The 26,977-nt window shown below is 65.8% G+C and carries 25 protein-coding genes; 14 read left to right on the top strand and 11 right to left on the bottom strand.

What is annotated here, in order from left to right:
* Positions 1 to 36 precede the first annotated feature (36 nt).
* Entirely contained in the window at positions 37 to 2,616 is a 2,580-nt protein-coding gene (locus ACSQ3O_RS08130; protein ID WP_436138467.1) for a DNA internalization-related competence protein ComEC/Rec2, read from the bottom strand.
* 146 nt (positions 2,617 to 2,762) lie between these two features.
* Here ACSQ3O_RS08130 and ACSQ3O_RS08125 point away from each other — a divergent pair, with 146 nt between their 5' ends.
* Positions 2,763 to 3,221, top strand: coding sequence for a RidA family protein (locus tag ACSQ3O_RS08125; protein WP_124511912.1), 459 nt, complete (start codon positions 2,763 to 2,765; stop codon positions 3,219 to 3,221).
* 129 nt (positions 3,222 to 3,350) lie between these two features.
* On the opposite strand, the gene ACSQ3O_RS08120 is transcribed toward ACSQ3O_RS08125, so the two are convergent.
* From ACSQ3O_RS08120 to ACSQ3O_RS08105, 4 genes are all read right to left on the bottom strand, one after another.
* Positions 3,351 to 5,117 carry a methyl-accepting chemotaxis protein gene (locus ACSQ3O_RS08120; RefSeq protein ID WP_436138466.1) on the bottom strand — a complete coding sequence of 589 codons (1,767 nt, stop codon included), beginning with the start codon at positions 5,115 to 5,117 and terminating at the stop codon, positions 3,351 to 3,353.
* Between the two features lie 200 nt (positions 5,118 to 5,317).
* On the bottom strand, positions 5,318 to 7,675 hold the full coding sequence (gene parC / locus ACSQ3O_RS08115) for a DNA topoisomerase IV subunit A (protein ID WP_436138465.1): 2,358 nt from the start codon (positions 7,673 to 7,675) through the stop codon (positions 5,318 to 5,320).
* On the bottom strand, positions 7,672 to 8,517 hold the full coding sequence (locus ACSQ3O_RS08110; RefSeq protein WP_436138464.1) for a lytic transglycosylase domain-containing protein: 846 nt from the start codon (positions 8,515 to 8,517) through the stop codon (positions 7,672 to 7,674). Before ACSQ3O_RS08110 ends, parC begins: the two co-directional genes overlap by 4 nt.
* Positions 8,518 to 8,556: 39 nt before the next feature.
* Complete coding sequence (locus ACSQ3O_RS08105; RefSeq protein WP_436138463.1) at positions 8,557 to 10,539, bottom strand: DNA topoisomerase IV subunit B; 1,983 nt, start codon at positions 10,537 to 10,539, stop codon at positions 8,557 to 8,559.
* Positions 10,540 to 10,668: 129 nt separating this feature from the next.
* On the opposite strand from ACSQ3O_RS08105, the gene ACSQ3O_RS08100 reads away from it, so the two are divergent.
* The 6 genes from ACSQ3O_RS08100 to ACSQ3O_RS08075 all read left to right on the top strand — a co-directional run bounded on the left by ACSQ3O_RS08100 (position 10,669) and on the right by ACSQ3O_RS08075 (position 15,682).
* Positions 10,669 to 11,886, top strand: coding sequence for an MFS transporter (locus ACSQ3O_RS08100; RefSeq protein ID WP_436138462.1), 1,218 nt, complete (start codon positions 10,669 to 10,671; stop codon positions 11,884 to 11,886).
* Positions 11,887 to 11,909: 23 nt separating this feature from the next.
* Positions 11,910 to 12,065, top strand: a complete 156-nt coding sequence (locus ACSQ3O_RS08095) for a hypothetical protein (protein ID WP_436138461.1) — start codon at positions 11,910 to 11,912, stop codon at positions 12,063 to 12,065.
* An 82-nt stretch (positions 12,066 to 12,147) separates the two neighbouring features.
* A complete protein-coding gene (locus ACSQ3O_RS08090; protein ID WP_436138460.1) occupies positions 12,148 to 12,702 on the top strand; it encodes a class I SAM-dependent methyltransferase in 555 nt (184 codons plus the stop codon).
* Between the two features lie 30 nt (positions 12,703 to 12,732).
* Positions 12,733 to 13,632, top strand: a complete 900-nt coding sequence (dapA, locus tag ACSQ3O_RS08085) for a 4-hydroxy-tetrahydrodipicolinate synthase (protein ID WP_436138459.1) — start codon at positions 12,733 to 12,735, stop codon at positions 13,630 to 13,632.
* Positions 13,633 to 13,686: 54 nt separating this feature from the next.
* Entirely contained in the window at positions 13,687 to 14,784 is a 1,098-nt protein-coding gene (gene bamC / locus ACSQ3O_RS08080) for an outer membrane protein assembly factor BamC (protein WP_137746324.1), read from the top strand.
* Between the two features lie 100 nt (positions 14,785 to 14,884).
* Positions 14,885 to 15,682, top strand: a complete 798-nt coding sequence (locus ACSQ3O_RS08075) for an MBL fold metallo-hydrolase (protein ID WP_436138458.1) — start codon at positions 14,885 to 14,887, stop codon at positions 15,680 to 15,682.
* A gap of 131 nt (positions 15,683 to 15,813) precedes the next feature.
* Here ACSQ3O_RS08075 and ACSQ3O_RS08070 read toward each other — a convergent pair whose 3' ends face one another.
* The 3 genes from ACSQ3O_RS08070 to ACSQ3O_RS08060 all read right to left on the bottom strand — a co-directional run bounded on the left by ACSQ3O_RS08070 (position 15,814) and on the right by ACSQ3O_RS08060 (position 18,007).
* Positions 15,814 to 16,092: a hypothetical protein gene (locus ACSQ3O_RS08070; protein WP_137746322.1), complete on the bottom strand. Its 279-nt coding sequence runs from the start codon at positions 16,090 to 16,092 to the stop codon at positions 15,814 to 15,816.
* Between the two features lie 243 nt (positions 16,093 to 16,335).
* Positions 16,336 to 16,857 (bottom strand): hypothetical protein, encoded by a 522-nt coding sequence (locus tag ACSQ3O_RS08065; protein WP_436138457.1) that lies wholly within the window; start codon positions 16,855 to 16,857, stop codon positions 16,336 to 16,338.
* Positions 16,858 to 16,870: 13 nt separating this feature from the next.
* On the bottom strand, positions 16,871 to 18,007 hold the full coding sequence (locus tag ACSQ3O_RS08060) for a JmjC domain-containing protein (protein ID WP_436138456.1): 1,137 nt from the start codon (positions 18,005 to 18,007) through the stop codon (positions 16,871 to 16,873).
* Positions 18,008 to 18,060: 53 nt separating this feature from the next.
* Between ACSQ3O_RS08060 and ACSQ3O_RS08055 the strand changes: the two genes are divergently transcribed.
* Positions 18,061 to 18,585 carry an FKBP-type peptidyl-prolyl cis-trans isomerase gene (locus ACSQ3O_RS08055; RefSeq protein ID WP_137746319.1) on the top strand — a complete coding sequence of 175 codons (525 nt, stop codon included), beginning with the start codon at positions 18,061 to 18,063 and terminating at the stop codon, positions 18,583 to 18,585.
* 72 nt (positions 18,586 to 18,657) lie between these two features.
* Here ACSQ3O_RS08055 and ACSQ3O_RS08050 read toward each other — a convergent pair whose 3' ends face one another.
* The 3 genes from ACSQ3O_RS08050 to coaBC form a co-directional block, all read right to left on the bottom strand.
* Positions 18,658 to 19,161, bottom strand: a complete 504-nt coding sequence (locus ACSQ3O_RS08050; protein WP_436138455.1) for a glycine zipper 2TM domain-containing protein — start codon at positions 19,159 to 19,161, stop codon at positions 18,658 to 18,660.
* A gap of 195 nt (positions 19,162 to 19,356) precedes the next feature.
* Entirely contained in the window at positions 19,357 to 19,803 is a 447-nt protein-coding gene (gene dut / locus ACSQ3O_RS08045; RefSeq protein ID WP_063462079.1) for a dUTP diphosphatase, read from the bottom strand.
* A gap of 495 nt (positions 19,804 to 20,298) precedes the next feature.
* Positions 20,299 to 21,522 carry a bifunctional phosphopantothenoylcysteine decarboxylase/phosphopantothenate--cysteine ligase CoaBC gene (coaBC, locus tag ACSQ3O_RS08040; protein WP_436138454.1) on the bottom strand — a complete coding sequence of 408 codons (1,224 nt, stop codon included), beginning with the start codon at positions 21,520 to 21,522 and terminating at the stop codon, positions 20,299 to 20,301.
* A 91-nt stretch (positions 21,523 to 21,613) separates the two neighbouring features.
* On the opposite strand from coaBC, the gene ACSQ3O_RS08035 reads away from it, so the two are divergent.
* The 6 genes from ACSQ3O_RS08035 (at position 21,614) to ACSQ3O_RS08010 (ending at position 26,969) form a co-directional block, all read left to right on the top strand.
* A complete protein-coding gene (locus ACSQ3O_RS08035; RefSeq protein WP_137746316.1) occupies positions 21,614 to 23,272 on the top strand; it encodes a CTP synthase in 1,659 nt (552 codons plus the stop codon).
* A gap of 12 nt (positions 23,273 to 23,284) precedes the next feature.
* Entirely contained in the window at positions 23,285 to 24,142 is an 858-nt protein-coding gene (gene kdsA, locus ACSQ3O_RS08030; protein ID WP_298448594.1) for a 3-deoxy-8-phosphooctulonate synthase, read from the top strand.
* 3 nt (positions 24,143 to 24,145) lie between these two features.
* Positions 24,146 to 24,436, top strand: coding sequence for a DUF1330 domain-containing protein (locus ACSQ3O_RS08025; RefSeq protein ID WP_056640013.1), 291 nt, complete (start codon positions 24,146 to 24,148; stop codon positions 24,434 to 24,436).
* Between the two features lie 184 nt (positions 24,437 to 24,620).
* A complete protein-coding gene (gene eno, locus ACSQ3O_RS08020) occupies positions 24,621 to 25,907 on the top strand; it encodes a phosphopyruvate hydratase (RefSeq protein WP_137746314.1) in 1,287 nt (428 codons plus the stop codon).
* Between the two features lie 176 nt (positions 25,908 to 26,083).
* The gene (locus ACSQ3O_RS08015; protein WP_063462085.1) at positions 26,084 to 26,362 is read left to right on the top strand and encodes a septum formation initiator family protein; all 279 of its coding nucleotides are present in this window, start codon (positions 26,084 to 26,086) and stop codon (positions 26,360 to 26,362) included.
* Positions 26,363 to 26,432: 70 nt separating this feature from the next.
* Positions 26,433 to 26,969 carry a hypothetical protein gene (locus tag ACSQ3O_RS08010; protein WP_436138453.1) on the top strand — a complete coding sequence of 179 codons (537 nt, stop codon included), beginning with the start codon at positions 26,433 to 26,435 and terminating at the stop codon, positions 26,967 to 26,969.
* Positions 26,970 to 26,977: the final 8 nt, after the last annotated feature.

Genomic DNA, 26,977 nt, shown 5'->3' with positions numbered 1-26,977 from the left:
AACAGCCCCTGAGCGCGCTGCGCCATGCTTTCGCAATCAATCGCTCCGTGGCACCATGCTGTGCTGCCAATACCGGCGGCCGGTGTCGCGTTCACACGCCACCCCGCCCGGGGCGCTGGACACCCAGGTGGCCGCCCCGCAGCGTGCCGATTCCACCACGTGGATGTTGCGCTCGCGGTAGCGCTGCAGCACATCGGGCGCCGGATGCCCGAAGCGGTTGCGGTAACCCGCCTGCACCAAAGCGGTGCGCGGCCGCACAGCCTCCAGCAAGGCGGGCGACGACGAGGTCTTGCTGCCGTGGTGGGGCACCAGCAGCACATCGGCCTGCAGCGTGGCGCCCCGCGCCACCAGGGCTTGCTCCTGCGCAGCCTCGATGTCTCCCACCAGCAGCGCCGATGGCCCCGAGCCCCCGGCCGCCGCCACGCGCAGCACACAGCTCAAGGTGTTGGGCCGCGGCGCACGGGGCGCGGGGGCATCGTCCCCGGCCAGCGGGTGCAGCACCTCAAAGGTGACCCCATCCCACTCCCAGCGCTGGCCCGCAAGGCAGGGCTTGGCCGGGCGCTGGGCCTGCAGCACATGGTCGGCCTCGATGGAGCCGGTGAGTTCGGCCCGGGGCTGCTGCGCCAGCACCGCCGCCGCGCCGCCCGTGTGGTCGGCATCGCGGTGGCTTAGCATCAGCACATCCACCCGCTCGCCCAACGCGCGCAGCAGCGGCACCAGCACCCGGTGGCCCGCGTCGCTTTCGCGGCTGAAGCGCGGGCCCGCGTCATACAGCAGCGTGTGCGTGGCCGTGCGCACCAGCACCGCGTTGCCCTGGCCGATGTCGGCCGCCAGCAGCTCGAACTGCCCTGCCGCTGGCCGCGCGGGCTGCCACCAGAACACGGGCAGCAACAGGGGCAGCGCCAGCAGACGCAGCCGCCACGGCAGGCGCATGGCCAGCAGTGCACCACCCGCCACGGCGGCCATGCCCGCCCACAAGGGCGCAGCGGGCAGGAACAGCACCGCCCCGGGCCACTGCGCCAGCCACTGCAGCAGCACCGTGAGGGGCTGAAGGCTCCAGGCCGCCAGACTCCACAGCGGCCCCCACACCACGCCACCCAATGCCAGCGGCGTCACCACCAGCGTCACCCACGGAATCGCCACCAGATTGGCCACCAGGCCCACCACCGACACCTGGCCAAACAGCAACAGGCTCAGGGGCGTGAGGGCCAGCGTGACCACCCATTGCTCCCGAAAGAGTGCATAAAAATGGCCTTTTGCGCCTGATCCATATGCTTTTTTAGCTATCGGATTAGTAGCAAATAGCACCCCTACCGCCACAAAACTCAGCCAGAAGCCCGGCTGCGCCAGCGCCCAGGGGTCTGCCACCACCACGGCCGCGCAGGCCAGCAGCCACACCTGGGGCCAGGGCCAGCTGCGCCCGCTCCACTGCAGCAGCGCCACGATGCCCAGCATGGTGACGGTGCGCTGCGCTGGCACACCCCAGCCACTGAACAGTGCATAGGCGCTGGCCAGCACAACCCCGGCCAGCAGCGCCGCCGTTGGCGCGGGTGCCCACAGGCACAGCCGTGTGGACCGCCGCCACAGCGCCCCCACCACGGCCGCCGCCAGCCAGGCAAACAACGTGATGTGCAAGCCTGAAATGCTCATGAGGTGCGCCACCCCCGTGGCGCGGAACATGTCCCAGTCCGCCCGGTCGATGGCGCGCTGGTCGCCCGTGACCAGGGCTGCCACCACGCCTGCGATGCGTGCTCGGCCGGGGTCGCTGGCATCCTCCGCGCCGCGCCCGAGCCGGTCCAGGATGGCATCGCGCACACTTTGGCGCGCCTGCTCTACCGGGTGCTGCCAGGTGGAGGCCTGGCGGCGCGGCGGTTCGTCCTTGGGGCCTGCGCGCACATAGCCGGTGGCCTGCACGCCCTGCTCCCACATCCACAGTTCAAAGTCGAACCCGTAGGGGTTGCGCAGGCCGTGGGGCGCTTTCAGCCGCACCGTCATCTCCCAGCGCTCGCCCGCACGCACCGGGGCGGGCTGGCGCTGCAGGTCCACGGCATCGCCCGCCTCGCGCAAAAAGGCGCCGCCGTACCAGGCGACCTCGATCCGGGGCGGCAACTGCACGGGGGTGCCTTGGAGCAGCGCAGATTCCACCTCCAGCCGCAGCCGGGTGCCCGCCTCGTTGGCCTGCGGCATGGCCGACACCACCCCGGTCACGCGGATGTCCTGGCCCTCCAGCGCCGGGGCCAGGCCCTGCTGCAGGTAGGCCGTGGCCCGCAAACCACTGACCCCAGCCATGGCCAGCGCGCCCGCACACAGCGCCAGCGCCACAGACGCCACCGCGCGCCACCGGGACGGGGGCACGGCCCCGGGCCCGCCAGTGCGGCCGGTGCTGCGCATAGCAGCCCCCACCCAACCTGCCACCAATGCAGCGCACAACAGCGCGGCATAAGCGCCCATGCTCCACAAGCCCGGTTGCTGCAACTGCAACGCCGCCCCCGCCACCACCCCCAGCAGCAGGGTTGGCAGCCGCCAGGGCACCACGGGCTGCGCCGGCTCCGCCACACCGGGCGGGACCTCGGAGCCGGGCAAGGTGGAGGCATTAGGAGCACTTATGGCGGGCATGGGCTGATGCTACTGCCGCCCCGGCACCGGGGCGGCTGGATTCGGTGCGCGCGGCTGTGTAACACTCATCCCCACCCGGCGCCGGGGCCCTTGCCACCCGCGCCACTCTCCTCTACCCACCCTTCACTTCAACCCGAGGAAGCACCATGAGCGTTTACGACAAGCTGAAAGAACTCAACATCACCCTGCCCCCCGTGTCGGTTCCCGCAGCCGCCTACGTGCCCTATGTGCAGACCGGCAACCTGGTGTTTCTGAGCGGCCACATCGCCCGCAAGGACGGCAAGCCCTGGGCCGCGCAGTTCGGCCGCGATATCGGCACCGAAGAAGGCAAGGCCGCCGCACGCGCCGTGGCCATCGACCTCATGGGCACGCTGCATGCCGCCACCGGCGGCGATCTGAACCGCGTGCAACGCATCGTGAAGGTGATGAGCCTGGTCAACTCCACCGGCGACTTCACCGAGCAGCACCTTGTGACCAACGGCGCCAGCGAGCTGCTGGGCCAGGTGTTTGGCGACAAGGGCGTGCACGCGCGCAGCGCCTTTGGCGTAGCCCAGGTGCCCATGGGCGCCTGTGTGGAGATTGAGCTGATCGCTGAATTGGCATGACCCCCTGAGTCGCTGCGCGCCTTCCCCCCAAGGGGGGACGCTCCCAGCGCGGCGGGGCGGCCCTTGCGCGGGAGCGCTGGCTTACGGCGTGCCAGTTTCAACGGCCTGCTGCACGGGCCGCGCTGCGGTTTAGAAGGACTCCCAGTCCTCATCCGCGCCCTGGGCCAACGCGGGGGCCGGGGCTTTGGTCTTGGCAGGCGCGGGTTTGCTGCCCGCTGGGGCGGCCTGGGTGATGCGCTGGGCGCCCGGCTTGCTTGCCACGGCAGCCTTGGCGGGCGTTGAGGGCACACGCGGGGCCTGAGGTGCTGGGGCGTGTGACGCACGCGCTGGCGGCGCCACCCCGCCATAGGCAGCCCCGTTGACCTTGAACACCGCCACCACCTGCGCCAGGTGTTCGGCCTGTTCGCGCAGGCTTTGCGCGGCGGCGGCGCTTTCTTCCACCAGGGCAGCGTTTTGCTGGGTCATCTGGTCGAGGTTGCCCACGGCCTGATTGACCTGCGAGATGCCCGCGCTCTGCTCGGACGAAGCCGCCGTGATCTCGCCAATCATGTCCGTCACGCTTTGCACCGAGCGCACGATGTCGGTCATGGTCGTGCCTGCATCGGCCACCAGGCGGGTGCCGGTTTCCACCTTCTCCACCGACGCACTGATCAGCGCCTTGATCTCCTTGGCGGCAGAGGCAGAGCGCTGCGCCAGGTTGCGCACCTCGCTGGCCACCACCGCAAAGCCCCGGCCCTGCTCACCCGCACGCGCCGCCTCCACCGCCGCATTCAGCGCGAGGATGTTGGTCTGGAACGCAATCGAGTCGATCACGCCGATGATGTCGTTGATCTTCTTGCTGCTGTGGTTGATGTCTTCCATGGTCGAGACCACCTGCGTCACCACCGTGCCTCCCCGCTCGGCAACACCTGTGGCGCTCGCAGCCAGGGTGCTGGCCTGGCGTGCGCTGCTGGCGCTTTGCGCAATGGTGCTGGTGAACTCCTCCATGGCCGCCGCCGTCTGCTGCAGGTTGCTCGACGTCTGCTCGGTGCGCGCCGACAGGTCGTGGTTGCCGGTGGCGATCTCGGCACTGGCGATGGCGATGCTGTCGGTGCTCTGGCGCACCTGGTGGACCATGCGCCCGAGCGAATCGCTCATCGCGTACTGCGAGCGCAGCAGGTCGCCAAACTCGTCGCCGCGCGTGACAGCACCTTGTTCGCTCAAATCGCCCGCCGCAATCTTGGCCGCCAGGTCATTGGCCTGCGCCAGCGGCCGCTGGATGCTGCCGATCAGGTAGTAGGCCCCGGCAATGATGGCCAGCAGCAACGCCGCCACCGCGACGGCCGCAATCTTCACCGTCAGCATGCGCGATGCTGCCATCTCGGCCAGGCGGGTCTGCGCCGTGCTCTGCTGCAGCTCCACGAAGTCGCGCAGGGTTTTGAGGTAAGCCGCCACGGCCGGGTTGTAGGTCTGCTTGACCAGGGTGACGGCCTCGTCGGCCTTGCCATCGGCCTTGAGCTGGCGGGCCTTGCCGCGCAGGTCGATCATGGTCTTGCGCGCGTCGGCAACCTTGGCCATCTGCGCCTTGTCGGCATCGGACAGCGCCATGCCCTCCAGCGACTTCTGCACCTCGGTGATCTGCGCCGAGGTGGCGGCAATCACGTCCTTGAACTCGGCCTCGACCGCCGGATCGCTGCTCACGATCAGCGCCTGGGTGCGGGCCGCATTGGTCTCCGTCAGGCCCGCCCAGCGGATGGCGGTGCTCACGCGGGTCTGCATCTCACGCGACACGGCGTCGGCCTCGGCCTGCACCTTGGCAGAACGGTAGGCCGAAAACCCCACCACACCAGCGAGCATGACCACGATAAAAATGACGGCGAGCCACAGCTTCTGAGCAATACGGATGCGTTTGAACATCATGGTCTCCTCTGGTTATGGGGCGGCCCCGGTACTGCTGGCATGCATGCTGACGGCCTGGGACGCAGGCCAGCACAGACATTCACTTACATATGGTGCGCCCGTTCGCGCATTTCGTCCAATCCGTAGCAACCCGTGGAAAACTGCTGCGGCCATGAAAAAAGCCACCCGGAGGTGGCTTCTTCGTCTGGAACGGGGGCTTACTCCACCCGCGTCACCGCTGTGGGCTTGAAGCCCAGGTCCGCCGCCTTGCCCTTGCGGCCGCGTGCGGCGCGGGCGTTGTTCAGGCTGCGGATCTCCAGCGTTTCGTCGCGCTGCTTGCCACCCCGGCCAATACCATCAAGGCGAATGCTGCGCGTGTAGGCCGCCGCGCCTGCGAGCTGGTCCGTGTCTTCCAGATCGATCAGCATCAGGCCCCGGCCGCCGTTGGCCATGGTTTTCAGCTCGGTGATCTCGAACGTGAGGATGCGCCCGCCCGTGGAGGCGCAGGCCACATGCGTGGCGGGCAGCACCGGCTTGCTGCCTGTGGTGCCTGCGGCGTGCGAGGGCACACACACGGTTTCGCCCTCGCCCAGGGTGATGAAGGCCTTGCCGCCCTTCTGGCGCGACACCATGTTCTCGACCGCCGCCAGGAAGCCGTAGCCGCCCGAGTTGGACAGCAGCAGTGTGGCGTTGGCGGGGCCTGCAAAGTAGTGCAGCAGCTGCGTGCCTGCTTCCAGCTCAATCAGCGTGGTCACCGGCTGGCCATCACCCCGCGCACCCGGCAGCAGCGACACGGCCACCGAATACACGCGGCCGTTGCTGCCAAAGGCCAGCAGGGTATCAACCGTGCGGCACTCGAACGTGCCATACAGCCCGTCGCCCGCCTTGAAGGCAAAGCTGGCGGCCTCGTGGCCATGGCCGGTGCGCGCGCGCACCCAGCCCTTTTCAGACACCACAACGGTGACAGGCTCGTCCACCACCTTCACTTCGGCCACGGCCTTTTTCTCGGCCTGGATCAGCGTGCGGCGAGCGTCGGCAAAGGTCTTGGCGTCGGCCTCGATCTCCTTGACCATGGTGCGGCGCAGCGAGCCTGGGTTGTTCAGGATGTCTTCGAGCTTGCCCTGGCTTTCGCGCAGTTCTTTCAGCTCTTGCTCGATCTTGATGGCTTCGAGCCGCGCGAGCTGGCGCAGGCGGATTTCGAGGATGTCCTCGGCCTGCCGGTCACTGAGGTTGAAGCGTGCAATCAGCGCGGCCTTGGGGTCTTCGGCCTGGCGGATGATGGCAATCACCTCGTCGATGTTGAGCAGCACCAGCTGCCGCCCTTCGAGGATGTGGATGCGGTCCAGCACCTTGTTCAGCCGATGCTGGCTGCGGCGGGTGATGGTGGTCTGGCGGAAGGCGATCCACTCTTCCAGCATCTGGCGCAGCGACTTCTGCACGGGCTTGCCATCGAGCCCCACCATGGTCAGGTTGATGGGCGCCGAGGTCTCCAGGCTGGTGTGGGCCAGCAGCGCGGTGATCAGCTCTTGCTGCGGGGTCTTGCCCGTCTTGGGCTCGAACACCAGGCGCACGGGCGCGTCCTTGCTCGACTCGTCGCGCACCACGTCCAGCACGGCCAGCATGCTGGCCTTGAGTTGCGTCTGGTCCTGCGTCAGCGCCTTCTTGCCGGCCTTGACCTTGGGGTTGGTGATTTCCTCGATTTCTTCGAGCACCTTTTGCGTGCTCACACCGGGCGGCAGTTCGTTGACCACCAGTTGCCACTGGCCGCGCGCCATGTCCTCGATCTTCCAGCGCGCGCGCACCTTGAGGCTGCCGCGCCCCGTGCGGTAGGCGTCGGCAATGTCGCCGGGGCTGCTGATGATCTGGCCGCCACCGGGGTAGTCGGGCCCGGGCACGATGGCCAGCAGCTCGTCCTGGCTGAGCGATGGCGTCTTGATGAGCGCCACACACGCATCGGCAATCTCGCGCAGGTTGTGGCTGGGGATCTCGGTGGCCAGGCCCACTGCGATGCCGCTGGCGCCATTGAGCAGCGCAAACGGCAGGCGGGCGGGCAGCTGGCGGGGCTCATCGGTGCTGCCGTCGTAGTTGGGCATGAAATCGACCGTGCCTTCGTCGATTTCGTCGAGCAGCAGGCTGGTGATGCGCGACAGGCGCGCCTCGGTGTAGCGCATGGCGGCGGCGCCGTCACCGTCGCGGCTGCCGAAGTTGCCCTGGCCATCGATCAGAGGGTAGCGCTGGGCAAAGTCCTGCGCCATGCGCACGAGCGCGTCGTAGGCCGACTGGTCGCCGTGCGGGTGGAAGCGGCCCAGCACATCGCCCACCACGCGGGCGCTCTTGACCGGTTTGGCTGCCGTGTTGCGCGTGGGGCCGCTGTAGCCCAGGCCCATGCGGTCCATCGAATAAAGGATGCGCCGCTGCACGGGCTTGAGGCCGTCGCACACATCGGGCAGTGCACGGCCCTTGACGACCGAGAGCGCGTATTCCAGGTAGGCGCGCTGGGCGTAGCCCGCCAGGCCCAGGGAGTCGCCTCCGTCATCGCCTGCGGTGGTGAAATCAAGAGTGGGTTGGTCGCTCATTCGTTCGGAATCGTCGGTAAGGGTTCAAACGCGGTCTGCGGCGCGCTGCGGGTCTGTGCCACCTGAGTGGGCGGCAGGTTGCCCCGGTTCTGCGCGCCGCCCGACAGCTCCATGCGCACGCGGCCCGGCAGGGCGCGCTGTGTCAGCACGGGGGCTGGCGGCTTGAGCTGGGCGTACAGGCCCAGCACGGTGCGCACGTAGTTCTGGGTTTCCTTGAAAGCTGGTACCTGGTTGCCCGCCTTTTGCACGGCGCCTTCGCCCGCGTTGTAGGCGGCCACCGCGAGGTCCATGCGGCCGGGGAACAGGTCCAGCAGATGCCGCAAATAGCGGGTGCCGGTGGGTACGTTCACGGCGGGGTCGGCCAGTTTTTGCTCCACCGTGCGCTTCTTGTCCGCACTCACGCCAAAACGGCTGGCCGTGGCGGGCATCACCTGCATCAGGCCCACGGCGCCCTTGGGCGATACGGCGGTGGCGTCAAAGCCGGACTCGGTGGCGATCACTGCCTGCAGCAGCTCGTAGTCCACGCCATGCTGGGTGGCCGCAGCGCGCAGGTGGTGCTTGACGCGTTTGTAGTCAGGCGCGATATCGAAAAACGCCAGCAGGCGCGCGCCTGCGGCAGGCAGTGCGTAGGGCATGGGCGAGGCATTGACGGGCGCATCCCGGGTCGAGTCGAAGTCATTGCCGCGAAAAAACAGCTGGTAGCGCGCATCGACCTGCTCCGCCGCAAAGTGCGTCACGCCGCGCTCGTCCACATGCGCCCACAGGTCTGCATGGGCGAATTGCTGCACAAAACATAGCAACAAACCCAATACAGATGCGCGGAAAGCACTGTTTTTAGTCATATTCCTCATCACAGGCACTGCGTGCAGCCAGCCGGTGCGTCAGATATCAATCTCCACCGCGTCGCCATGCAGCTCCATCAGCTCGCGGCGCGCGGCGGCTTCGCCCTTGCCCATGAGCTTGGTGATCAGCCCTTCGGTGGCGGCAAAGTCCATGTCGCCCAGTTGCACGGGCAACAGGCGGCGGGTGTCGGGGTTGAGCGTGGTTTCCCACAGCTGCTCGGCGTTCATCTCGCCCAGGCCCTTGAAGCGGCTGATCTGGCACTTCTCGCGCGGCACGCCGTCTTTTTCGGCCTTGTCCAGGATGGCGGCCAGCTCGCCGTCGTCCAGCGCATACATCTTGGCCGCAGGCTTCTTGCCACGCGCGGGCACGTCCACGCGGAACAGCGGGGGGCGCGCCACGTAGATGTGGCCGGTCTCGATGAGCTTGGGGAAATGGCGGAAGAACAGCGTGAGCAGCAGCACCTGGATGTGCGAGCCGTCCACGTCGGCGTCTGACAGGATGCAGACCTTGCCATAGCGCAGGCCGCTCAGGTCGGGCGTGTCGTTGGGCCCATGCGGGTCCACGCCAATCGCCACCGAGATGTCGTGGATTTCGTTGTTGGCAAACAGGCGGTCGCGCTCCACCTCCCAGGTGTTGAGCACCTTGCCGCGCAGCGGCAGGATGGCCTGGCTTTCCTTGTCGCGGCCCATCTTGGCGCTGCCACCGGCCGAGTCGCCCTCGACCAGGAACACTTCGTTGTGGGCAATGTCGCGGCTTTCACAGTCGGTGAGCTTGCCGGGCAGCACGGCCACGCCGGAGCCCTTGCGCTTTTCGACCTTCTGGCCCGCCTTCTGGCGCGTCTGCGCGGCCTTGATGGCCAGCTCAGCGAGCTTCTTGCCGTATTCGACGTGCTGGTTCAGCCACAGCTCCAGCGCCGGGCGCACAAAACCGCTGACCAGGCGCACCGCGTCGCGCGAGTTCAGGCGTTCCTTGATCTGGCCCTGAAACTGCGGGTCAAGCACCTTGGCCGACAGCACATAGCTGGCGCGCGCAAACACGTCCTCGGGCAGCAGCTTTACGCCCTTGGGCAGCAGGCTGTGCAGTTCGATGAAGCTCTTGACGGCGTTAAACAGGCCGTCGCGCAGGCCGCTTTCGTGCGTGCCACCCGCGCTGGTGGGGATCAGGTTGACGTAGCTCTCGCGCATGGGCTGGCCGTCTTCCGTGAAGGCCACGGCCCAGGATGCGCCCTCGCCTTCGGCAAAACTTTCGTTGTTGCGGTCGGCAAAACCCTCGCCCTCAAACAGCGGGATCACCGGGTCGCCGTTCAGCGTCTGCATCAGGTAGTCGCGCAGACCGCCCTTGTACTGCCAGGTTTGCGTGTCGCGGGTTTTCTCGTTGACCAGCTGCACCGTCACGCCCGGCATGAGCACAGCCTTGCTGCGCAGCAGGTGGGTGAGTTCGCCCATGGGCAGGGCGCTGGATTCGAAATATTTCGCATCGGGCCACACGCGCACCGAGGTGCCCTGCTTGCGCTCGCCCGCCTCCAGCGGCCGGGCCACCAGGGGCTCGACCACATCACCGGCGGCAAACACCAGGCGCGCCACCTTGCCCTCGCGGTAGCTGGTGGCTTCGAGCCGGGTGGCCAGCGCGTTGGTGACCGACACGCCCACGCCGTGCAGGCCGCCCGAGAAGCTGTAGGCGCCGCCCTTGCCCTTGTCGAACTTGCCGCCCGCGTGCAGGCGGGTGAAGACCAGTTCGATCACCGGCGCGTTTTCCTCCGGGTGCATGCCGAAGGGGATACCCCGGCCATCGTCTTCCACACTGACCGAGCCGTCGGCGTGCAGGGTGACGCGGATCTTCTTGCCGTACCCGGCCAGCGCCTCGTCGGCGGCGTTGTCCAGCACCTCCTGGATGATGTGCAGGGGGTTGTCGGTGCGGGTGTACATGCCCGGGCGCTGTTTGACGGGCTCCAGGCCCTTGAGCACGCGGATCGAACCTTCGGAGTATTCGCTGGCGGAAGCAGAAGACGGTTTGGCAGACATAGCGGCGGATTGTAGTGCGGCATGCGGGGCGTAGCTGGATAAAAAACCAGTCATCACCACCCCTATGGGGCACTGTATTGGTCACGTGTGTATCAGCACGTTTCACGCAATCTGGCTACATTCCTGCGCATGCATATGAATATTCCCAAACTGTCCATGTTCCAGGTGCTGGCCTGCGGCGCGGCCATCGTGACCCTGTCCATGGGCATCCGCCACGGGTTCGGGCTGTGGCTGCTGCCCATCACCCAGGAGATGGGCTGGACGCGCCAGTCGTTCGCGCTGGCCATCGCCATCCAGAACCTGTCCTGGGGCCTGATCGGGATTTTTGCGGGCATGGTGGCCGACCGGTTTGGGGCCTTCCGTGTGCTGATGGGCGGCGCGGTGCTGTATGGCCTGGGCCTGGCGGGCATGGCGCTGTCGCCCACACCCACGCTGTTTGCGCTGACGGCGGGCGTGCTGATTGGCGCGGCGCAGGCGGGCACCACCTACGCCGTGATCTACGGCGTGCTGGGGCGGCAGATTGCACCCGAAAAACGCTCCTGGGCCATGGGGGTGGCGGCGGCGGCGGGTTCGTTCGGCCAGTTCCTGATGGTACCGGTGGAAGGCTGGCTCATTGCGGGCCTGGGCTGGCAGCAGGCGCTGCTGGTGCTGTCAATGGCGGTGCTGCTCATCGTGCCCCTGGCATTTGGCCTGCGGGAGCCGGGCTTCAAGGGAGCGGCCCCGGTCAAGCGTGAGCAGACCATCGTGCAGGCACTGGGCGAGGCGTTCCGCTACCCCAGCTTCAACCTGCTGATGGCGGGTTACTTTGTGTGCGGCTTCCAGGTGGTGTTCATTGGCGTGCACATGCCCAGCTACCTCAAGGACCATGGCCTGTCGCCCCAGGTGGCCAGCTATGCGCTGGCGCTGATCGGGCTGTTCAACGTGTTTGGCACCTACATTGCGGGCACGCTGGGCCAGCGCATGCCCAAGCGCCACATCCTCGCCTTCATTTACTTTGCCCGTGCGGTGGCCATCAGCATCTTCTTGCTGGTGCCGCTGTCGCCACTGTCGGTGTACGTGTTCTCGGCCGTGATGGGCACGCTGTGGCTGTCCACCGTGCCACCCACCAACGCCACCATTGCGCAGATTTTTGGCGTGCAGCACCTGTCGATGCTGGGCGGCTTTGTGTTCTTCAGCCACCAGATCGGTAGCTTCCTGGGCGTGTGGCTGGGTGGCTATCTGTATGACGCCACGGGCAACTACGATATCGTCTGGTACATCGCCATCGGCCTGGGCGTGTTTGCCGGGCTGGTGAACCTGCCCGTCAAGGAAAGCCCCATCCAGCGCTCAGCCCCCCAACCCGCCTGACCGGACCGCCTGATTGACCCACCATGCACCAACCGCCCCCGCCCCCCACACCCCGGTCGCGCGCCCTGCGCTGGCTGGGTCGGGCCGTGGCCGTGCTGTTATGCCTGTTGGTGTTTGGCATGTACACCGTGCCCGAGTTCATGGTGATGCTGGCCGACCAGATGTGGGCGTGTTTCTGACGGCCACAGTCAGAGATTCAAAGCTTTTTGGGGCTTCTGCGCGCGCTGGAAAAGCCCTTTAAGCTGTAAATTTAATAGCATTATGCATGACACAGAAGCCCCCTCCGCATGGGTCCGCCGCTGGACCCACCTGATCCCCCCGGGCGCCACAGCCCTGGACCTGGCCTGCGGTGCGGGCCGCCACCTGCGCTGGCTGCACAGCCAGGGGCACCCGGTGGTGGGGGTGGACCGCTCTGCCGAGGCCCTCGCCGCCTGCGAAGGGCTGGGCGAATTGCTCCTGGCAGACATTGAAAACGGGCCCTGGCCCCTGCCGGGCCGCCAGTTTGGCGCCGTGGTGGTCACCAACTACCTGTGGCGGCCCCTGCTGCCCGCCATTGTGGACAGCGTCGCTCCGGGTGGCGTGCTGATCTACGAAACATTTGCCCTGGGCAACGAAACCGTGGGGCGCCCTGCACGGCCTGAATTCCTGCTGGCACCCGGCGAGCTGCTGGGCGCCAGCCAGGGGCTGCGCGTGGTGGCCTACGAGGACGGGTTCCTGGATGAACCCGCGCGTTTCGTGCAACGCATCACGGCCGTGCGGGAACTCCCGCAGCCTGGCGGGGCCCCACGGCATCTTTTGCCCATCGCGGCTAGTTAGAATGCCCTTTTACCGTTTTTCACTGCGGACATGACCTCTTCCTCCGTGCCCCTCACCGGCAGCATCGTCGCCCTCGTCACCCCCATGCACGAGGATGGCAGCGTGGACTACCCCACCCTGCGCAAACTGATCGACTGGCATATCGCCGAAGGCACCGACTGCATCGGCGTGGTGGGCACCACGGGCGAGTCGCCCACGGTCAATGTCGAAGAACACTGCGAGATCATCCGCGTGGCCGTGGAGCAATCGGCCAAGCGCGTGCCCATCATGGCGGGCTGTGGCGCCAACTCCACCGCCGAAGCCATCGAACTGGCCAAGTTCGCGCGCGGCGTGGGCGCCGACAGCCAGCTGCAGGTCGTGCCCTACTACAACAAGCCCACGCAAGAGGGCCAGTACCAGCATTTCAAGGCCATTGCAGAAGCCACGGGCGACCTGCCCATCGTGCTCTACAACGTGCCCGGCCGCTCGGTGGCCGATATGCAGCACGACACCGTGCTGCGCCTGGCCCAGGTGCCCGGCATCATCGGCATCAAGGAAGCCACCGGCAACATCGAGCGCGCGCAGTGGCTCATCCGTGACGTACCCAAGGGCTTTGGCGTGTACTCGGGCGACGACCCGACCGCCGTGGCCCTGATGCTGTGCGGCGGCCATGGCAACATCAGCGTGACGGCCAACGTGGCCCCGCGCCTGATGCACGAGCTGTGTGTGGCGGCCCTCGCGGGCGACTCGCGCCGCGCCATGGAAATCCAGTTCAAGCTGATGCCCGTGCACAAGCACCTGTTCGTCGAAGCCAATCCCATCCCGGTCAAGTGGGCCATGGCCCGCATGGGCCTGTGTGGTGGCACCATGCGCCTGCCCATGACGCCGCTGTCCAGCGGCAACGAGGCCGTCGTCGAAGCCGCACTGCGCACCAGCGGCCTGCTGGCCTGATCCAAGCCGGGCAGCGCCCGGCTCCCTGAGACACTTTTTCCCGAGGATTTCCGCGTGAAAGCTGCTACCACCCGCCTGAGCCTGCTGGCCCTCGCCATGGCCCTGTCCGCCTGCGCCGCCCTCGAAGGCGACAAGATCGACTACAAAAGCGCCTCCAGAGGCTCGACCCTGGAAGTCCCCCCGGACCTGACCCAGCTGTCGCGCGACTCCCGCTACGCCGTCCCGGGTGGCACGGTGTCTGCAGCCGCCATGCAGGCTGGCCAAGCTGCGCAGCCCTCGGGCACCGCTGCCAACGCCGCCGCCCTGCAGCTGGGTGACGTACGCATCGAGCGTGACGGCAACCAGCGCTGGCTGGTGGTCAACCGCCCTGCCGACAAGCTGTGGGAGCCCGTGCGCGACTTCTGGCAAGAAAGTGGCTTCAACCTGGACCAGGCCGAGCCCAACGTCGGCATCATGGAAACCGACTGGGCCGAGAACCGCGCCAAGCTGCCGCAGGACTTCATCCGCTCCACGCTGGGCAAGATGCTGGACTCGCTGTACTCCACCGGCGAGCGCGATAAGTTCCGCACCCGCCTGGAGCGCAACGCCAATGGCAGCACCGAGATCTACATCACCCATCGCGGCATGATCGAGGTCTATGGCACCACCACCAAGGACAACACGGTGTGGCAGCCCCGCCCCTCCGACCCGGAACTCGAAACCGAATTCCTGCGCCGCCTGATGGTCAAGCTGGGCGTGAGCCAGGAGCAGTCCAAAGCCATCGTGGCGGCCCCCGCCCCCCGCGCACAGGCTGCGCGCATGGCCACCGTCAACAACCAGCCCGTGGTGCAGCTGAATGAGGGCTTTGACCGCGCATGGCGCCGCGTGGGCCTGGCACTCGACCGCACAGGCTTCACCGTGGAAGACCGCAACCGCAACGAAGGCATGTATTTCGTGCGCTACGTGGCCCCCAATGCCGACAAGAAGGAACCCGGCTTCTTCGGCAAACTGTTTAGCAGCTCCTCGGCCGCCACACCACCGCTCAAGTACCGCATCGCGGTACGCAGCCAGGGTGAGTCCACCACGGTCTCCGTGCTCAACGAGTCAGGCGCCCCCGACACCTCGGCCAACGCCGAGCGCATCGTGCGCGTCATCACCGACGACCTGAAGTAACAACAAAGGGCGCTCCCACACCACCACCCTGCCCTGGGCTCCCGGCCCCTGGCAGGGTGTGTTTTTTGCGCCCCCGTATCCAACCGACCACCAACGTTCCATGCTGCGCTTCAAGAACCTGGGCAGCGGCAGCACGGGCAACGCCACCGTGGTCGAAGGCAGCAGCGGTGGACACATCCACCGCCTGCTGATCGACTGCGGTTTTGGCATCCGACAGCTGCAAGCCCGGCTGGCCCAGGCCCAGTTGCAGCCCGAAGACCTCGACGCCGTCTTCATCACCCACGAACATTCCGACCACATCGGCTGCGCCCAGGCGCTGGCCGTGCGCTACCGGATTCCGGTGTGGATGAGCGAAGGAACCCACGCAGCGCTGGGATTCCCGGATTTCGACGGCATGCTGCATGTGGCGCACGACATGCACGCCCTGGACCTGGGCAGCTTCCAGGCCCTGCCCTTCACGGTGCCCCACGACGCGCGGGAGCCACTGCAGCTTCGTTGCTCCGACGGCGATGCCCACCTGGCGGTACTCACCGACCTGGGGCACGCCAGCGCCCATGTGCTGGAGCAGCTCCAGGGCTGCCATACCCTCATGATTGAAGCCAACCACGACCCTGGCATGCTGCAGGCCTCGCGCTACCCACCCTTTCTGAAGCGCCGTGTGGGGGGCCCTTATGGCCATCTGGCCAATGCCGCCACGGCCGACATTCTGCGCGCCGTGCAGCACGCGGGCCTGGGGCAGGTGGTGGCTGCCCACCTGAGCGCGCAGAACAATGTGCCCTCTCTCGCCCAGGAGACATTGGCCGCCGCACTGGGCTGGACGGCAGAGGACATCATCGTGGCCAACCCCACCCAGGGCACCGACTGGCTGCGGGTGGACAGCCGCTGCCATGGCGGTTGACCGCGCCCCGCAGCTGCCACGCCACTTCGCACCACATACAGGTGAGCCGTCAGGGCACAAAAAAAGCCCCGACCTTGCGGTGCGGGGCCTGGGCACGGGCCGGTACAAACCGGCCCAGCACCTGCAGCGAATTACTTGGCTGCGGAAGCGCCAGTAGCAGCGGTGGCAGCAGCGTCAGCGGCAGCCTTGGCAGCGTCGGCAGCAGGAGCAGCGTCAGCAGCAGGAGCGGCGGCTGGAGCAGCAGCTGCGTCGGAAGCAGCAGGAGCTGCGGGTTCGGCGGCAGGAGCGGGTGCAGCGGCAGGAGCTTCCACGGGAGCGGGAGCAGGTGCTGGAGCGGGCTCTTCCTTCTTGCCACAAGCGGCGAGTGCAGCAGCAGCGATCAGGGCGGCCAGAACGAGAGAGTTCTTCATTTCGATTTTCCTAGTTGGACAGACAGAATCTTGAAAAGCCACAGCGTCAGGCCCACTGAAGCCCTGGTACGCATTGGCACAAAGCGTTTGATTTGCACCTTTTTGGCGCAACCACCGATTATATTGATTTTTAGTCAATACTGACTAACACTGACGAAAGCTTTACACCCGCTTGACTTCACGCAGTGCGGTCGCCGCCATGTTGGTCTTGCCACACAAGCTCCGCGCACCCCCATGCAGAGGCTACAGGCCAAGCGTGGTGGAAGGAAAACCGGGGGTGCTTTTGCTGCGCACCCATTCGTTGAGCGACTCCCGCAGCAGCACCCGGCGATCGGGCTCGCTGCCCGTCACCCCCATGCAGCGCTCCGGATCCAGGCGATGCATGACCCACTGGGGCGACCACAAGGCACTGGGCAGGTCCAGAGGGTCGGCCGCCGGGCTGCGGCGGCAGGTGATGATGTGGTCCCAGGTGCCACGCCAGCGCACGAACCGGGCATGGCGCCGGATCACGTCGTCATAGCTGCAGGCCAGCATGGTGAAACGCCGCCCGCTGTGGGCCCAGGCCTGCAGGGATTCGACCACCGCGCGCTCGCCCAACGGCCAGTCGTGGAAATGGGCGTCACTGATCACGATCTCCTGCCATCCGTCCCGGGCTGCGGTGGCAAAGGCATCGCGCACCAGCTGCTGGAACGTTTCCCGCCCACTGAACCGCCCTGCGGGCAGGTCACGCAAAGGTTCGGGCGAAGGGGCCGCCACATCGGTCATCATGGTCTCCTGGTCAGTGGCTGCCCGCCCAGACGTGGACCCAGCCCGCGTCGCACCACGAGGAGAGCAGCTCCAGCGCGTCGTCGCTGGCGCGGGCCAGATCGCGCGCCGTCAGCTGGCGCTCGTCGGCCAGGCGCCGCATCAGCGTGGCATCACGCCCGGCGGCGCGGTAACTCTCTCCATTGATGAAGATGTGCTGCGCGTCATACATCATGCGGCTCTTGCGGTCCAGGCGTACCCCCTCCAGCATCACCCTCGCATCCCCGGGCTCGAACCACACGCTGGGCTTGGGCTCGGTCAGGTATTCGCCCAGCGCGCGCTCCAGCACCAGGGGCTGCGCCAACGCGCGGGCGAGCGCTTCGCGCGCGAATTCATGCAAGACGGCAGGAATGTGAGCAGGCTGCGCCACAGCCTCCTGTCCAGCATCCCGATAGAGCAGCGGCTTGTCCTCGTCTGAATCCCCGGCGTCTTCCGCCAGACGCACCAGCAGCTCCTGGGCCAGTTCTGCACGCGCCGGGGCACGGAAACCGATGGAGTAGGTCATGCACTCGCCTTCGGCAATGCCATCGTGGGCGTAGCGCGGCGGCAGGTACAACATATCGCCCGGCTCCAGCACAAACTCTTCTTCGGGTTCAAACTGCGCCAGCACCTTCAAAGGAATATCGTCTCGCAGCGCCAGGTCTTTCTGCCGGCCAATGCGCCAGCGGCGCTTGCCATGGGCCTGGAGCAAAAAGACATCGTAGCTATCGAAGTGCGGCCCCACACCACCGCCGTTGCTGGCGTAGCTGATCATGAGATCGTCCAGCCGCGCCTCGGGCACAAAACGGAACTGCTGCATCAGCGCATGGACCGCATCGTTGTGCAGATCCACCCCTTGCACCAGCAAGGTCCAGTCGGGCTGCTGCAGCGCGGGCAATGCACGGCGGCTGAAGGGGCCATGGCGCAGCTTCCAGGCACCTTTGACCAATTGCACCAAGCGCGACTCCACCCCTTCCTGGGCGGCCAGCGCAAACAGCTCGGACCGCAGCACGGGCGGCACAAACTGGGGAATGGCCTGGCGCACCAGCAAGGGCTTCTTCTGCCAGTGGCGGCGCATGAATTGCGCGGGGCTGAGCCCCCCGAGCAGGGAAAGGGGTTGCTGGATATCCATGGGAAAACAGGGCCCCTTGGCGGGGCGGTTGGTCAAACTGCGACAATTCTCCTATGGAAATTACCCAACAATGTGTGGTCGCACTGACCTGGACGCTCAAGGACACGCTGGGCGAAGAGCTGGACGTGCTCGATGAGCCCGTGGAGTTTCTGGTCGGCGGCGATGATCTTCTGCCCCGCATCGAAGAGGCCCTGCAAGGCCACGGCCCCGGCGCCACCTTGGCGCTGCACCTCGAACCCGAAGATGCTTTCGGCGACTTCAACGACCAGTTGCTGTTTCTGGAGCCCCGCGCGCTGTTCCCCGCAGAAATCGAAGAAGGCATGACGTTTGACGGCATGGCCCTGCCAGAAGGCTGCAACCCCGATGCCCCCCGCACCGCTCTTTACACCGTGGCCGAGATCTATCCCGACCATATCGTGCTCGACGGCAACCACCCGCTGGCGGGCATAGCCTTGCGCCTGCAACTGACCGTGCAGGCCGTGCGCGAAGCCACCGAAGAGGAAATCGGACGCGGAACCGCCGGTACAGGCTTCTTTCGCGTTCAACCCCAGGCGCCCGGCAACTCGTTGCTGCACTGAGCCCCGCCAAAGCACAACGGGCGCCCCGAACAAACTCGGGACGCCCGTTTTTTTGGTCAGTAGTCAGCTAAATCACATGCGCGAAATCTGGCCGTTGTACAAACGCACGCGGTCGCCAATACGCAGGTCACCCGGGCTGCTCACGTCATACACGCGGTAACCGCCCTGGTCCAGATGCACGGACAGGCGGTAACCTTGCACATACTCTTGGTTGTTGCGCCCCTCGATGGCGTTGCCCGCCACCGCGCCCCCCAGAACCCCTACCGCCGTGGCCGCAGCACGGCCAGAGCCCTTGCCCACCTGGTTGCCCAGGACACCGCCCACCACCGCGCCCAGCACAGCCCCCGCGCCGGAAGTCTGGCCTTGGGAGCGGCCCTGCATTACCTCGATATTGGACACGCGGCCATACTCAGTGCCCGCAGGGTTGTTGGGATAGGCAGGTGCGGTCTGGTAGCCGCTGGAATAGCCCCCCGAATACTGGGGCGCCGGTGCCGGGCGGTTGTGGCCGCAGGCCGCCAAAGAGCTGGCCAGAACAACCACGCCAGCAATGGCGAGAGGGCGGGTGAATTGCAGCATTTCAATCTCCTGAAGTCTTGAGGACCAGTCCGAGGCCATGGCGCATTGCATGGCGTCTTGGACACATGGTTGATTGGAACAACGCACCGGGGTTCTGTTGCGTAGACAGAAAACCCTCTGACTTGTCGGTAACAGACACGCAAAAAAGTAAGCGCCGTCTTACAAATGCAGCACCCACCACTGCTACCGCAAGCGTCAGGCCTTGCCCGTCGAGCCGTAGCCGCCTTCGCCCCGCTCGGTGGCTTCAAACTCCGTAACAACATTGAACTGCGCCTGCACCACCGGCACGATGACCAACTGGGCCAGGCGTTCCATGGGCTCCAGCGTAAAGGCCACACTGCTGCGGTTCCAGGCACTCACCATGAGCTGCCCTTGGTAGTCGCTATCGATCAAACCCACGAGGTTGCCCAGCACGATGCCATGCTTGTGACCCAGGCCCGAACGCGGAAGGATCAAGGCTGCGTACCCCGGGTCCTTGATGTAGACGGAAATGCCGGTGGGCACCAGCTGCCATGCATTGGGCTGCAGGGTGAGGGGCGCATCCAGGCAGGCCCTCAGGTCCAGCCCAGCACTGCCGGGCGTAGCATAGGTAGGCAGTTGGTCCGCCATGCGCGGATCCAGAATCTTCACGTCAATCTTCACGGTTGTTTCTTCTTTCCAGTTGTGCGCTGCTTGGCTACTTGCCGCAGCCGCTCCTGCAAGGGCTCTATGCCTGAGGCGGCCCCGGAGGCTGCGGATGATAGAGCCTTGGGAGCCACCTCCATCAAACGCCCAAGGGCCCACCAGATGGCCGCCATGACCACCAGCCCGGGCAAAGACCCCTGGTCGAACATGAACAGAGTGACCCCATGCAGTGCAATCAACACCAGGAGCAGGGCGCGGACCGCACGCACAACGCCAAACAAAGGCGCCAAAACCAGCGCAAGATCGGGCGGATTGGACGGGGGCGCCGAGCGCCCTCCAGCCGCCGCAACAGGCTTTGGCGACGCCGTGGCGCCAGGTTGATGGCGCCTGTGCGGCCCGGGCAGGTGCTGGCGCCGTAAGCCGCTCCACATAACGCGCAAAGTCGCCGTCGGGTGGCGTGTCCCATTCAGGCTTGGTGGCACCAGTCTTCATACAGCCTCCCGGCAAAGACCCCTACGACCCCACAGGCGGCAACCGCGCCGCAATGTCCTCGATCAGTTGCCGGGCCAGCACCCGCTTGGAGGCCCGGGGTAACTCGCTGTGCCCCTGGGCGTCCACCAGCAGCAAGGCATTGTCATCCTGCCCGAAGGTGGCCGGGCCGATATTTCCCACCAACAGCGGCACGCCCTTGCGTACACGCTTGGCCGTGGCATGGGCGAGCAAATCGTGGCTTTCGGCGGCAAACCCCACACAGAACAAATCCCCCTGCAGGGCGTGGGGCGACCGGGCCACCGCAGCCAGGATGTCCGGGTTCTCCACAAACTCCAAGCTTGGCGTCTGGCCCGAGCCGTCTTTTTTGATCTTCTCTGAAGACTGGTTGGCAGGCCGCCAGTCCGCCACGGCTGCAGTGGCAATGAATACCGAAGCGGCCTGCACATGGCGCTCCACAGCGGTCAGCATCTCCTGGGCGGACTGCACGTTCACCCGGCGCACCCCGCGCGGCGTAGGCACATGCACCGGCCCCGCCACCACCGTGACATCGGCACCGGCTTCTCGGGCGGCACGCGCAATCGCAAAACCCATCTTCCCGCTCGACAGATTGGTGATGCCCCGCACCGGGTCGATCGCCTCGAACGTGGGGCCCGCCGTCACCAGCACCCGGCGCCCTGCCAACGCCTTGGGGGCAAAGAAGGCAATCAACTCCTCCAGCAGCTCTTCGGGTTCCAGCATGCGGCCATCACCCGTCTCGCCACAGGCCTGGTCACCATTCCCTACGCCCAGAACCACCGCGCCATCCTGCGACACCTGGGCCAGGTTGCGCTGGGTGGCGGGATGCGCCCACATCTCGCGGTTCATGGCCGGGGCCAGCAACAGGGGCACCTGTTGCACAGGACGGGCCAGGCACAGCAGGCTGAGCAATTCATCCGCCCGCCCCTGCACCAGCCGTGCGATGAAATCAGCGCTGCAAGGCGCGATCAGGATCGCATCGGCCTCGCGACTGAGGTTGATGTGCGGCATGTTGTTGGGCTCGCGTGCATCCCATTGCGAGCCATACACCGTGCGGCCAGACAGGGCCTGCATCGTGACCGGGGTGATGAAACGTTCAGCCGCCTCGGTCATCACCACCTGGACAGTGGCGCCCTCCTTGATGAGCTGGCGGCACAGATCGGCTGCCTTGTAGCAAGCCACGCCCCCACTCAGACCCAGAACAATGTGTTTGCCAGCAAGCTCATTCATGGGCTGAATTTAGCAGACGGGCCAGAGCCCTTCGGCGGGGGTGTCTCCGGGGTGCCATCTATAATCCCAATTTCCCACCACCAAAAAAGACATGACCAAATTTGTCTTCGTCACCGGCGGTGTGGTGTCTTCCCTCGGTAAGGGAATCGCCTCAGCCTCCCTTGCCGCGATCCTCGAATCGCGGGGACTCAAAGTCACCCTCATCAAGCTTGACCCCTACATCAACGTAGACCCGGGCACCATGTCGCCGTTCCAGCACGGCGAGGTGTTCGTGACCGATGACGGCGCAGAAACCGACCTGGATCTGGGCCACTACGAGCGTTTCATCGAAACGCGCATGAAGAAAACCAACAACTTCACCACGGGCAAGATTTACCAGTCCGTGCTGGAGAAGGAACGCCGCGGCGACTACCTGGGCAAGACCGTACAGGTCATCCCGCACGTCACCAACGAAATCCAGGAATTCATCAAGCGCGGCGCCGGCATTGGCACGCCCGATGCCGTGGATGTGGCCATCGTCGAGATCGGCGGCACAGTAGGGGACATCGAATCGCTGCCCTTCCTCGAAGCTGTGCGCCAGATGAGCCTGCGTATGGGCCCGAACAACGCAGCCTTTGTGCACCTGACCTACCTGCCCTGGATTGCGGCAGCGGGCGAACTCAAGACCAAGCCCACCCAGCACACGGTGCAGAAGCTGCGCGAAATCGGGATCCAGGCCGACGCCCTGCTGTGCCGCGCCGACCGCCGCATTCCCGAGGAAGAGCGCGCCAAGATCTCGCTGTTCACCAACGTGCCCGAATGGGGCGTGATCAGCATGTGGGACGTGGACACCATCTACAAGGTGCCGCGCATGCTGCACGAGCAGGGCCTGGACGGCCTCATCTGCGACAAGCTGCGCCTGAACACGCCGCCCACCAGCCTCAAGCGCTGGGACGACCTGGTGTATGAAACCGAACACCCCCAAGGCGAAGTCACCATCGCCATGGTCGGCAAATACGTGGACCTGTCGGACAGCTACAAGTCGGTCAACGAGGCCCTGCGCCACGCGGGCATGCGCAACCATGTGCGCGTGAAGATCGACCATGTCGATTCCGAAACCATCGACAGCGCCGACGCAGTCGCCAAGCTCGCCAAGTACGACGCCATCCTGGTGCCCGGCGGCTTCGGCCAGCGCGGCGTGGAAGGCAAGATCGCCACGGCCCAGTTTGCCCGCGAGCGCAAGGTGCCTTACCTGGGCATCTGCCTGGGCATGCAGGTAGCTACGATTGAGTACGCGCGCCATGTGGCGGGCCTGGCTCATGCCAACAGCACCGAGTTCGATCCCGCCACGCCCCACCCCGTGATCGCTCTGATCACCGAGTGGAAGGATGCGGACGGCACCATCAAGACACGCGACGAGAACTCCGACCTGGGCGGCACCATGCGCCTGGGCGCGCAAAGCTCAGACGTGTCCAAGGACACGCTGGCCCACAGCATCTACGGCGACGTGGTCACCGAGCGCCATCGCCACCGCTACGAAGCCAACGTGAACTACCTGGACCAGCTGCGCAAGGCGGGCCTCGTGATCTCTGCTCTGACGCAGCGCGAGCAGCTCACCGAGATCGTGGAGCTGCCCCAAAATGTCCACCCCTGGTTCATCGGCGTGCAATTTCACCCCGAGTTCAAGTCCACACCCTGGAACGGCCACCCGCTGTTCAACGCCTTCATCAAGGCGGCCGTGGACCACCAGCAAGCCGCGAAAAAAGCCTAAGGGGACCTCACCATGCAGCTGTGCGGATTCAATGTTGGCCTTCAACATCGCTTTTTCCTGATCGCGGGAACCTGCTCCATTGAAGGCTTGGAGATGTCGCTTGACGTCGCGGGCCAGCTCAAGGAAGCCTGCGCGCCGCTGGGCATTCCGCTGATCTACAAGGGCTCCTTCGACAAGGCCAACCGCTCTTCCGGCACCAGCAAGCGCGGTGTCGGCCTCGACGCCGGTTTGAAGATCCTTGATGAGGTGCGCCGCCAGCTGCAGCTGCCCATCCTGACCGACGTGCACGACACCTCGCACGTGGCCGAGGTGGCCAGCGTGGTGGATGTGCTGCAAACGCCCGCCTTCCTGTGCCGCCAGACGGATTTCATCCGCGCCGTGGCGCAGTCCGGCAAGCCGGTGAACATCAAGAAGGGCCAGTTCCTCGCGCCCTGGGACATGAAGAACGTTATCGACAAGGCCCGGTCTGCAGCAGCCGAAGTCGGCCTGTCGGAAGACCGCTTCCTGGCCTGCGAGCGTGGTGTGAGCTTTGGCTACAACAACCTCGTTGCCGACATGACCAGCCTGGCCGAGATGCGCAACTCTGGCGCGCCCGTGGTGTTCGACGTGACCCACTCGGTGCAAAAGCCTGGCGGCCTGGGCGCCGTGAGTGGCGGCGCGCGCGACATGGTGCCCGTGCTGGCGCGTGCCGGTGTGGCCGTGGGCGTGGCGGGCCTGTTCATGGAAACCCACCCTCGCCCCGCCGAGGCCTGGTCGGACGGCCCCAACGCCGTGCCGCTCAAGCACATGAAAGCCTTGCTGGAAACCTTGGTGGCGCTCGACGACGTCACCAAGAAAAGCGGATTCCTCGAAAACAACTTTGGAGCTTGAGACATGAGCAGTGGTTACGTCATCGCATCCGTCACCGTCACCAACCCTGAGCAGTACGAAGAGTACAAAAAGTGGAGCACGCTGGCGATGCAGGCGCATGGCGCCGAGGTGTGCATTCGCGGCGGCAAGGTGGAAGTGCTGGAAGGCGACTGGAACCCCGGCCGCACCGTGCTGCTCAAGTTCCCGAGCTTTGAGGCTGCCCGCGCCTTCTACGACACGCCCGAGTACCAAAAAGCCAAGGCCGCCCGCGAAGGCGCAGCCATCATGCGCATGGTGTGTGTCGAGGGCGTCTGAGCGCGCGGTGGCCAGCTTACGCTGGTCGGGTTGTACCCGGTTCGTACCTGCAGACTGATTCACTATCAAATCAGTAGCATAAAATGACTACAGACGCGCGCAAACGGCCATTTTTCCATTTGGTCTGAACACGCGAGGCCCGTCCCGCCCGTCTGAATGAATTTCAAAAACCCCAAGGAAAATCATGAGTGCCATTGTTGACATCGTAGGCCGCGAAGTGCTGGACAGCCGCGGCAACCCCACCGTCGAATGCGACGTACTGCTGGAGTCGGGCGTGATGGGCCGCGCCGCCGTGCCTTCGGGTGCCTCCACCGGCAGCCGCGAAGCCATTGAAATGCGCGACGGCGACAAGAGCCGCTACCTGGGCAAGGGCGTGCTCAAGGCCGTAGAGCACATCAACACCGAAATCAGCGAAGCCGTGCTGGGCCTGGATGCCTCCGAGCAGGCCTTCCTGGACAAGACCCTGATCGACCTCGACGGCACCGAGAACAAGAGCCGCCTGGGCGCCAATGCCATGCTGGCCGTCTCCATGGCCGTGGCCCGTGCTGCCGCCGAAGAGTCCGGCCTGCCGCTGTACCGCTACCTGGGCGGCATGGGCAGCGTGCAGTTGCCCGTGCCGATGATGAACGTGATCAACGGCGGCGCTCACGCCAACAACAGCCTGGACCTGCAGGAGTTCATGATCATCCCCGTGGGCGCGCCCACGTTCCGCGAAGCCGTGCGCTGGGGCGCCGAAGTGTTCCACGCGCTCAAGAAGATCATCCACGACAAGGGCATGAGCACCGCCGTGGGCGACGAAGGCGGCTTTGCCCCCAGCGTTGAGAACCACGAAGCAGCCATCCGCCTGATCCTGCAGGCCATCGAAGCAGCGGGCTACACGGCGGGCGAGCAGATCGCCCTGGGCCTCGATTGCGCGGCCAGCGAGTTCTACAAGGACGGCATGTATGTACTGGAAGGCGAAGGTGGCCTCAAGCTCACCGCCCAGCAATGGACGGACATGCTGGCCGCCTGGGTGGACAAGTACCCCATCATCAGCATCGAAGACGGCATGCACGAAGGCGACTGGGACGGCTGGAAGCACCTGACCGAACGCCTGGGCGACAAGGTGCAGCTGGTGGGCGACGATTTGTTCGTGACCAACACCAAGATCCTCAAGGAAGGCATCGACAAGGGCATCGGCAACTCGATCCTGATCAAGATCAACCAGATCGGCACGCTGACCGAAACCTTCGCCGCCATCGAGATGGCCAAGCGCGCGGGCTACACCGCCGTGATCTCGCACCGCTCGGGCGAGACCGAGGACAGCACCATCGCTGACATCTCGGTGGGCACCAACGCCGGCCAGATCAAGACCGGCTCGCTGTCGCGCTCGGACCGCATCGCCAAGTACAACCAGCTGCTGCGCATCGAGGAAGACCTGGGCGAAATCGCGCAGTACCCTGGCCGCGCTGCGTTCTACAACTTGAAATGATGCTCCCCCTGAGCCGCTTCGCGTCTTCCCCCTCTCCCGCGGGAGGGGGGCGCACCCAGTGGCCCGGCCAAGCCGGCTCCACGGGTGCACTGGCGTGCAGCGCGCCCAGAACACAGGCATGGCCCAGTGCGGTCGGCCTAGTGACTCAACATCGTGCAAGGGACTGAACCACCGCCATGGTCTCCCGCATCGTCCCCGTCATCCTGCTGGCCTTGCTGGGGGCGCTGCACGCCCAGCTGTGGCTAGGACGGGGCAGTGTGCCGCGTGTCAATGAGATGCAGCGGCAGATCGATGCGCAGAAGGCGGCCAATGACCATGCCCGCCAGATCAATGCACGCCTGACCTCCGAGGTGCACGACCTCAAGGAGGGCCTGGACATGGTGGAAGAAAAGGCACGCAGTGAGTTGGGCATGGTCAGGCCCAACGAGGTCTACGTGCAGTTCACGCCCCGCTGAACGGCGGAGTCAGGCGCCACCCGGCGCGTGCCTGGCCGCTGCTCTCCAGCCACCTGAACCTCTCTTCTCCGTGCTTCAGCCTCCCCCTGCCGCCCCCCTGCCCGTGGTGGTTCTGCTGGGCGCCCCACACACAGGTGCCGAGGCACTGGCCGGGGCGCTGCGGCAGCATATTGCGCTGGGTGCAGCGCACATCGTGGCCGCACCTGAGATGTCGCCCACCCTGCCAGTGGCACAACACGACCCTCTGCCCACAGCCCGCACTGCCACGCTGGTGCTGCTGATGGGGCTGGACACCCCATGCCCGCCCGAAGACCGCGCCATCCAGGAAGCCGTCGATGCGCAGTTGCGCTCGGCACTGCAGCAGGCCGAGGTCCCATACCGGGTGATTTATGGCCAGGGGGAGAAGCGCGCAGAACATGCGCTTAACGCTATTAAATCAATAGCTACAAAGGCACACCCAACAGGCGGAAACGGGGTATTTGATGCCGAAAGCAGCACACACACCCAGCGGCTGCGCGCCTGGAACTGCGAAAAATGCAGTGACCCCGTCTGCGAACACCGCCTGTTCACCAGCCTGGTAGGCAGTCGGCAGACGCGCCCGGATTGAGACTGGGC

Origin of the sequence: Acidovorax sp. LjRoot74, assembly GCF_964254355.1 — a bacterium.
Classification (GTDB): domain Bacteria; phylum Pseudomonadota; class Gammaproteobacteria; order Burkholderiales; family Burkholderiaceae_C; genus Acidovorax.
Note: the sequence above shows the minus strand (reverse complement) of the source record. Positions and strands in the feature narration are given on the sequence as shown.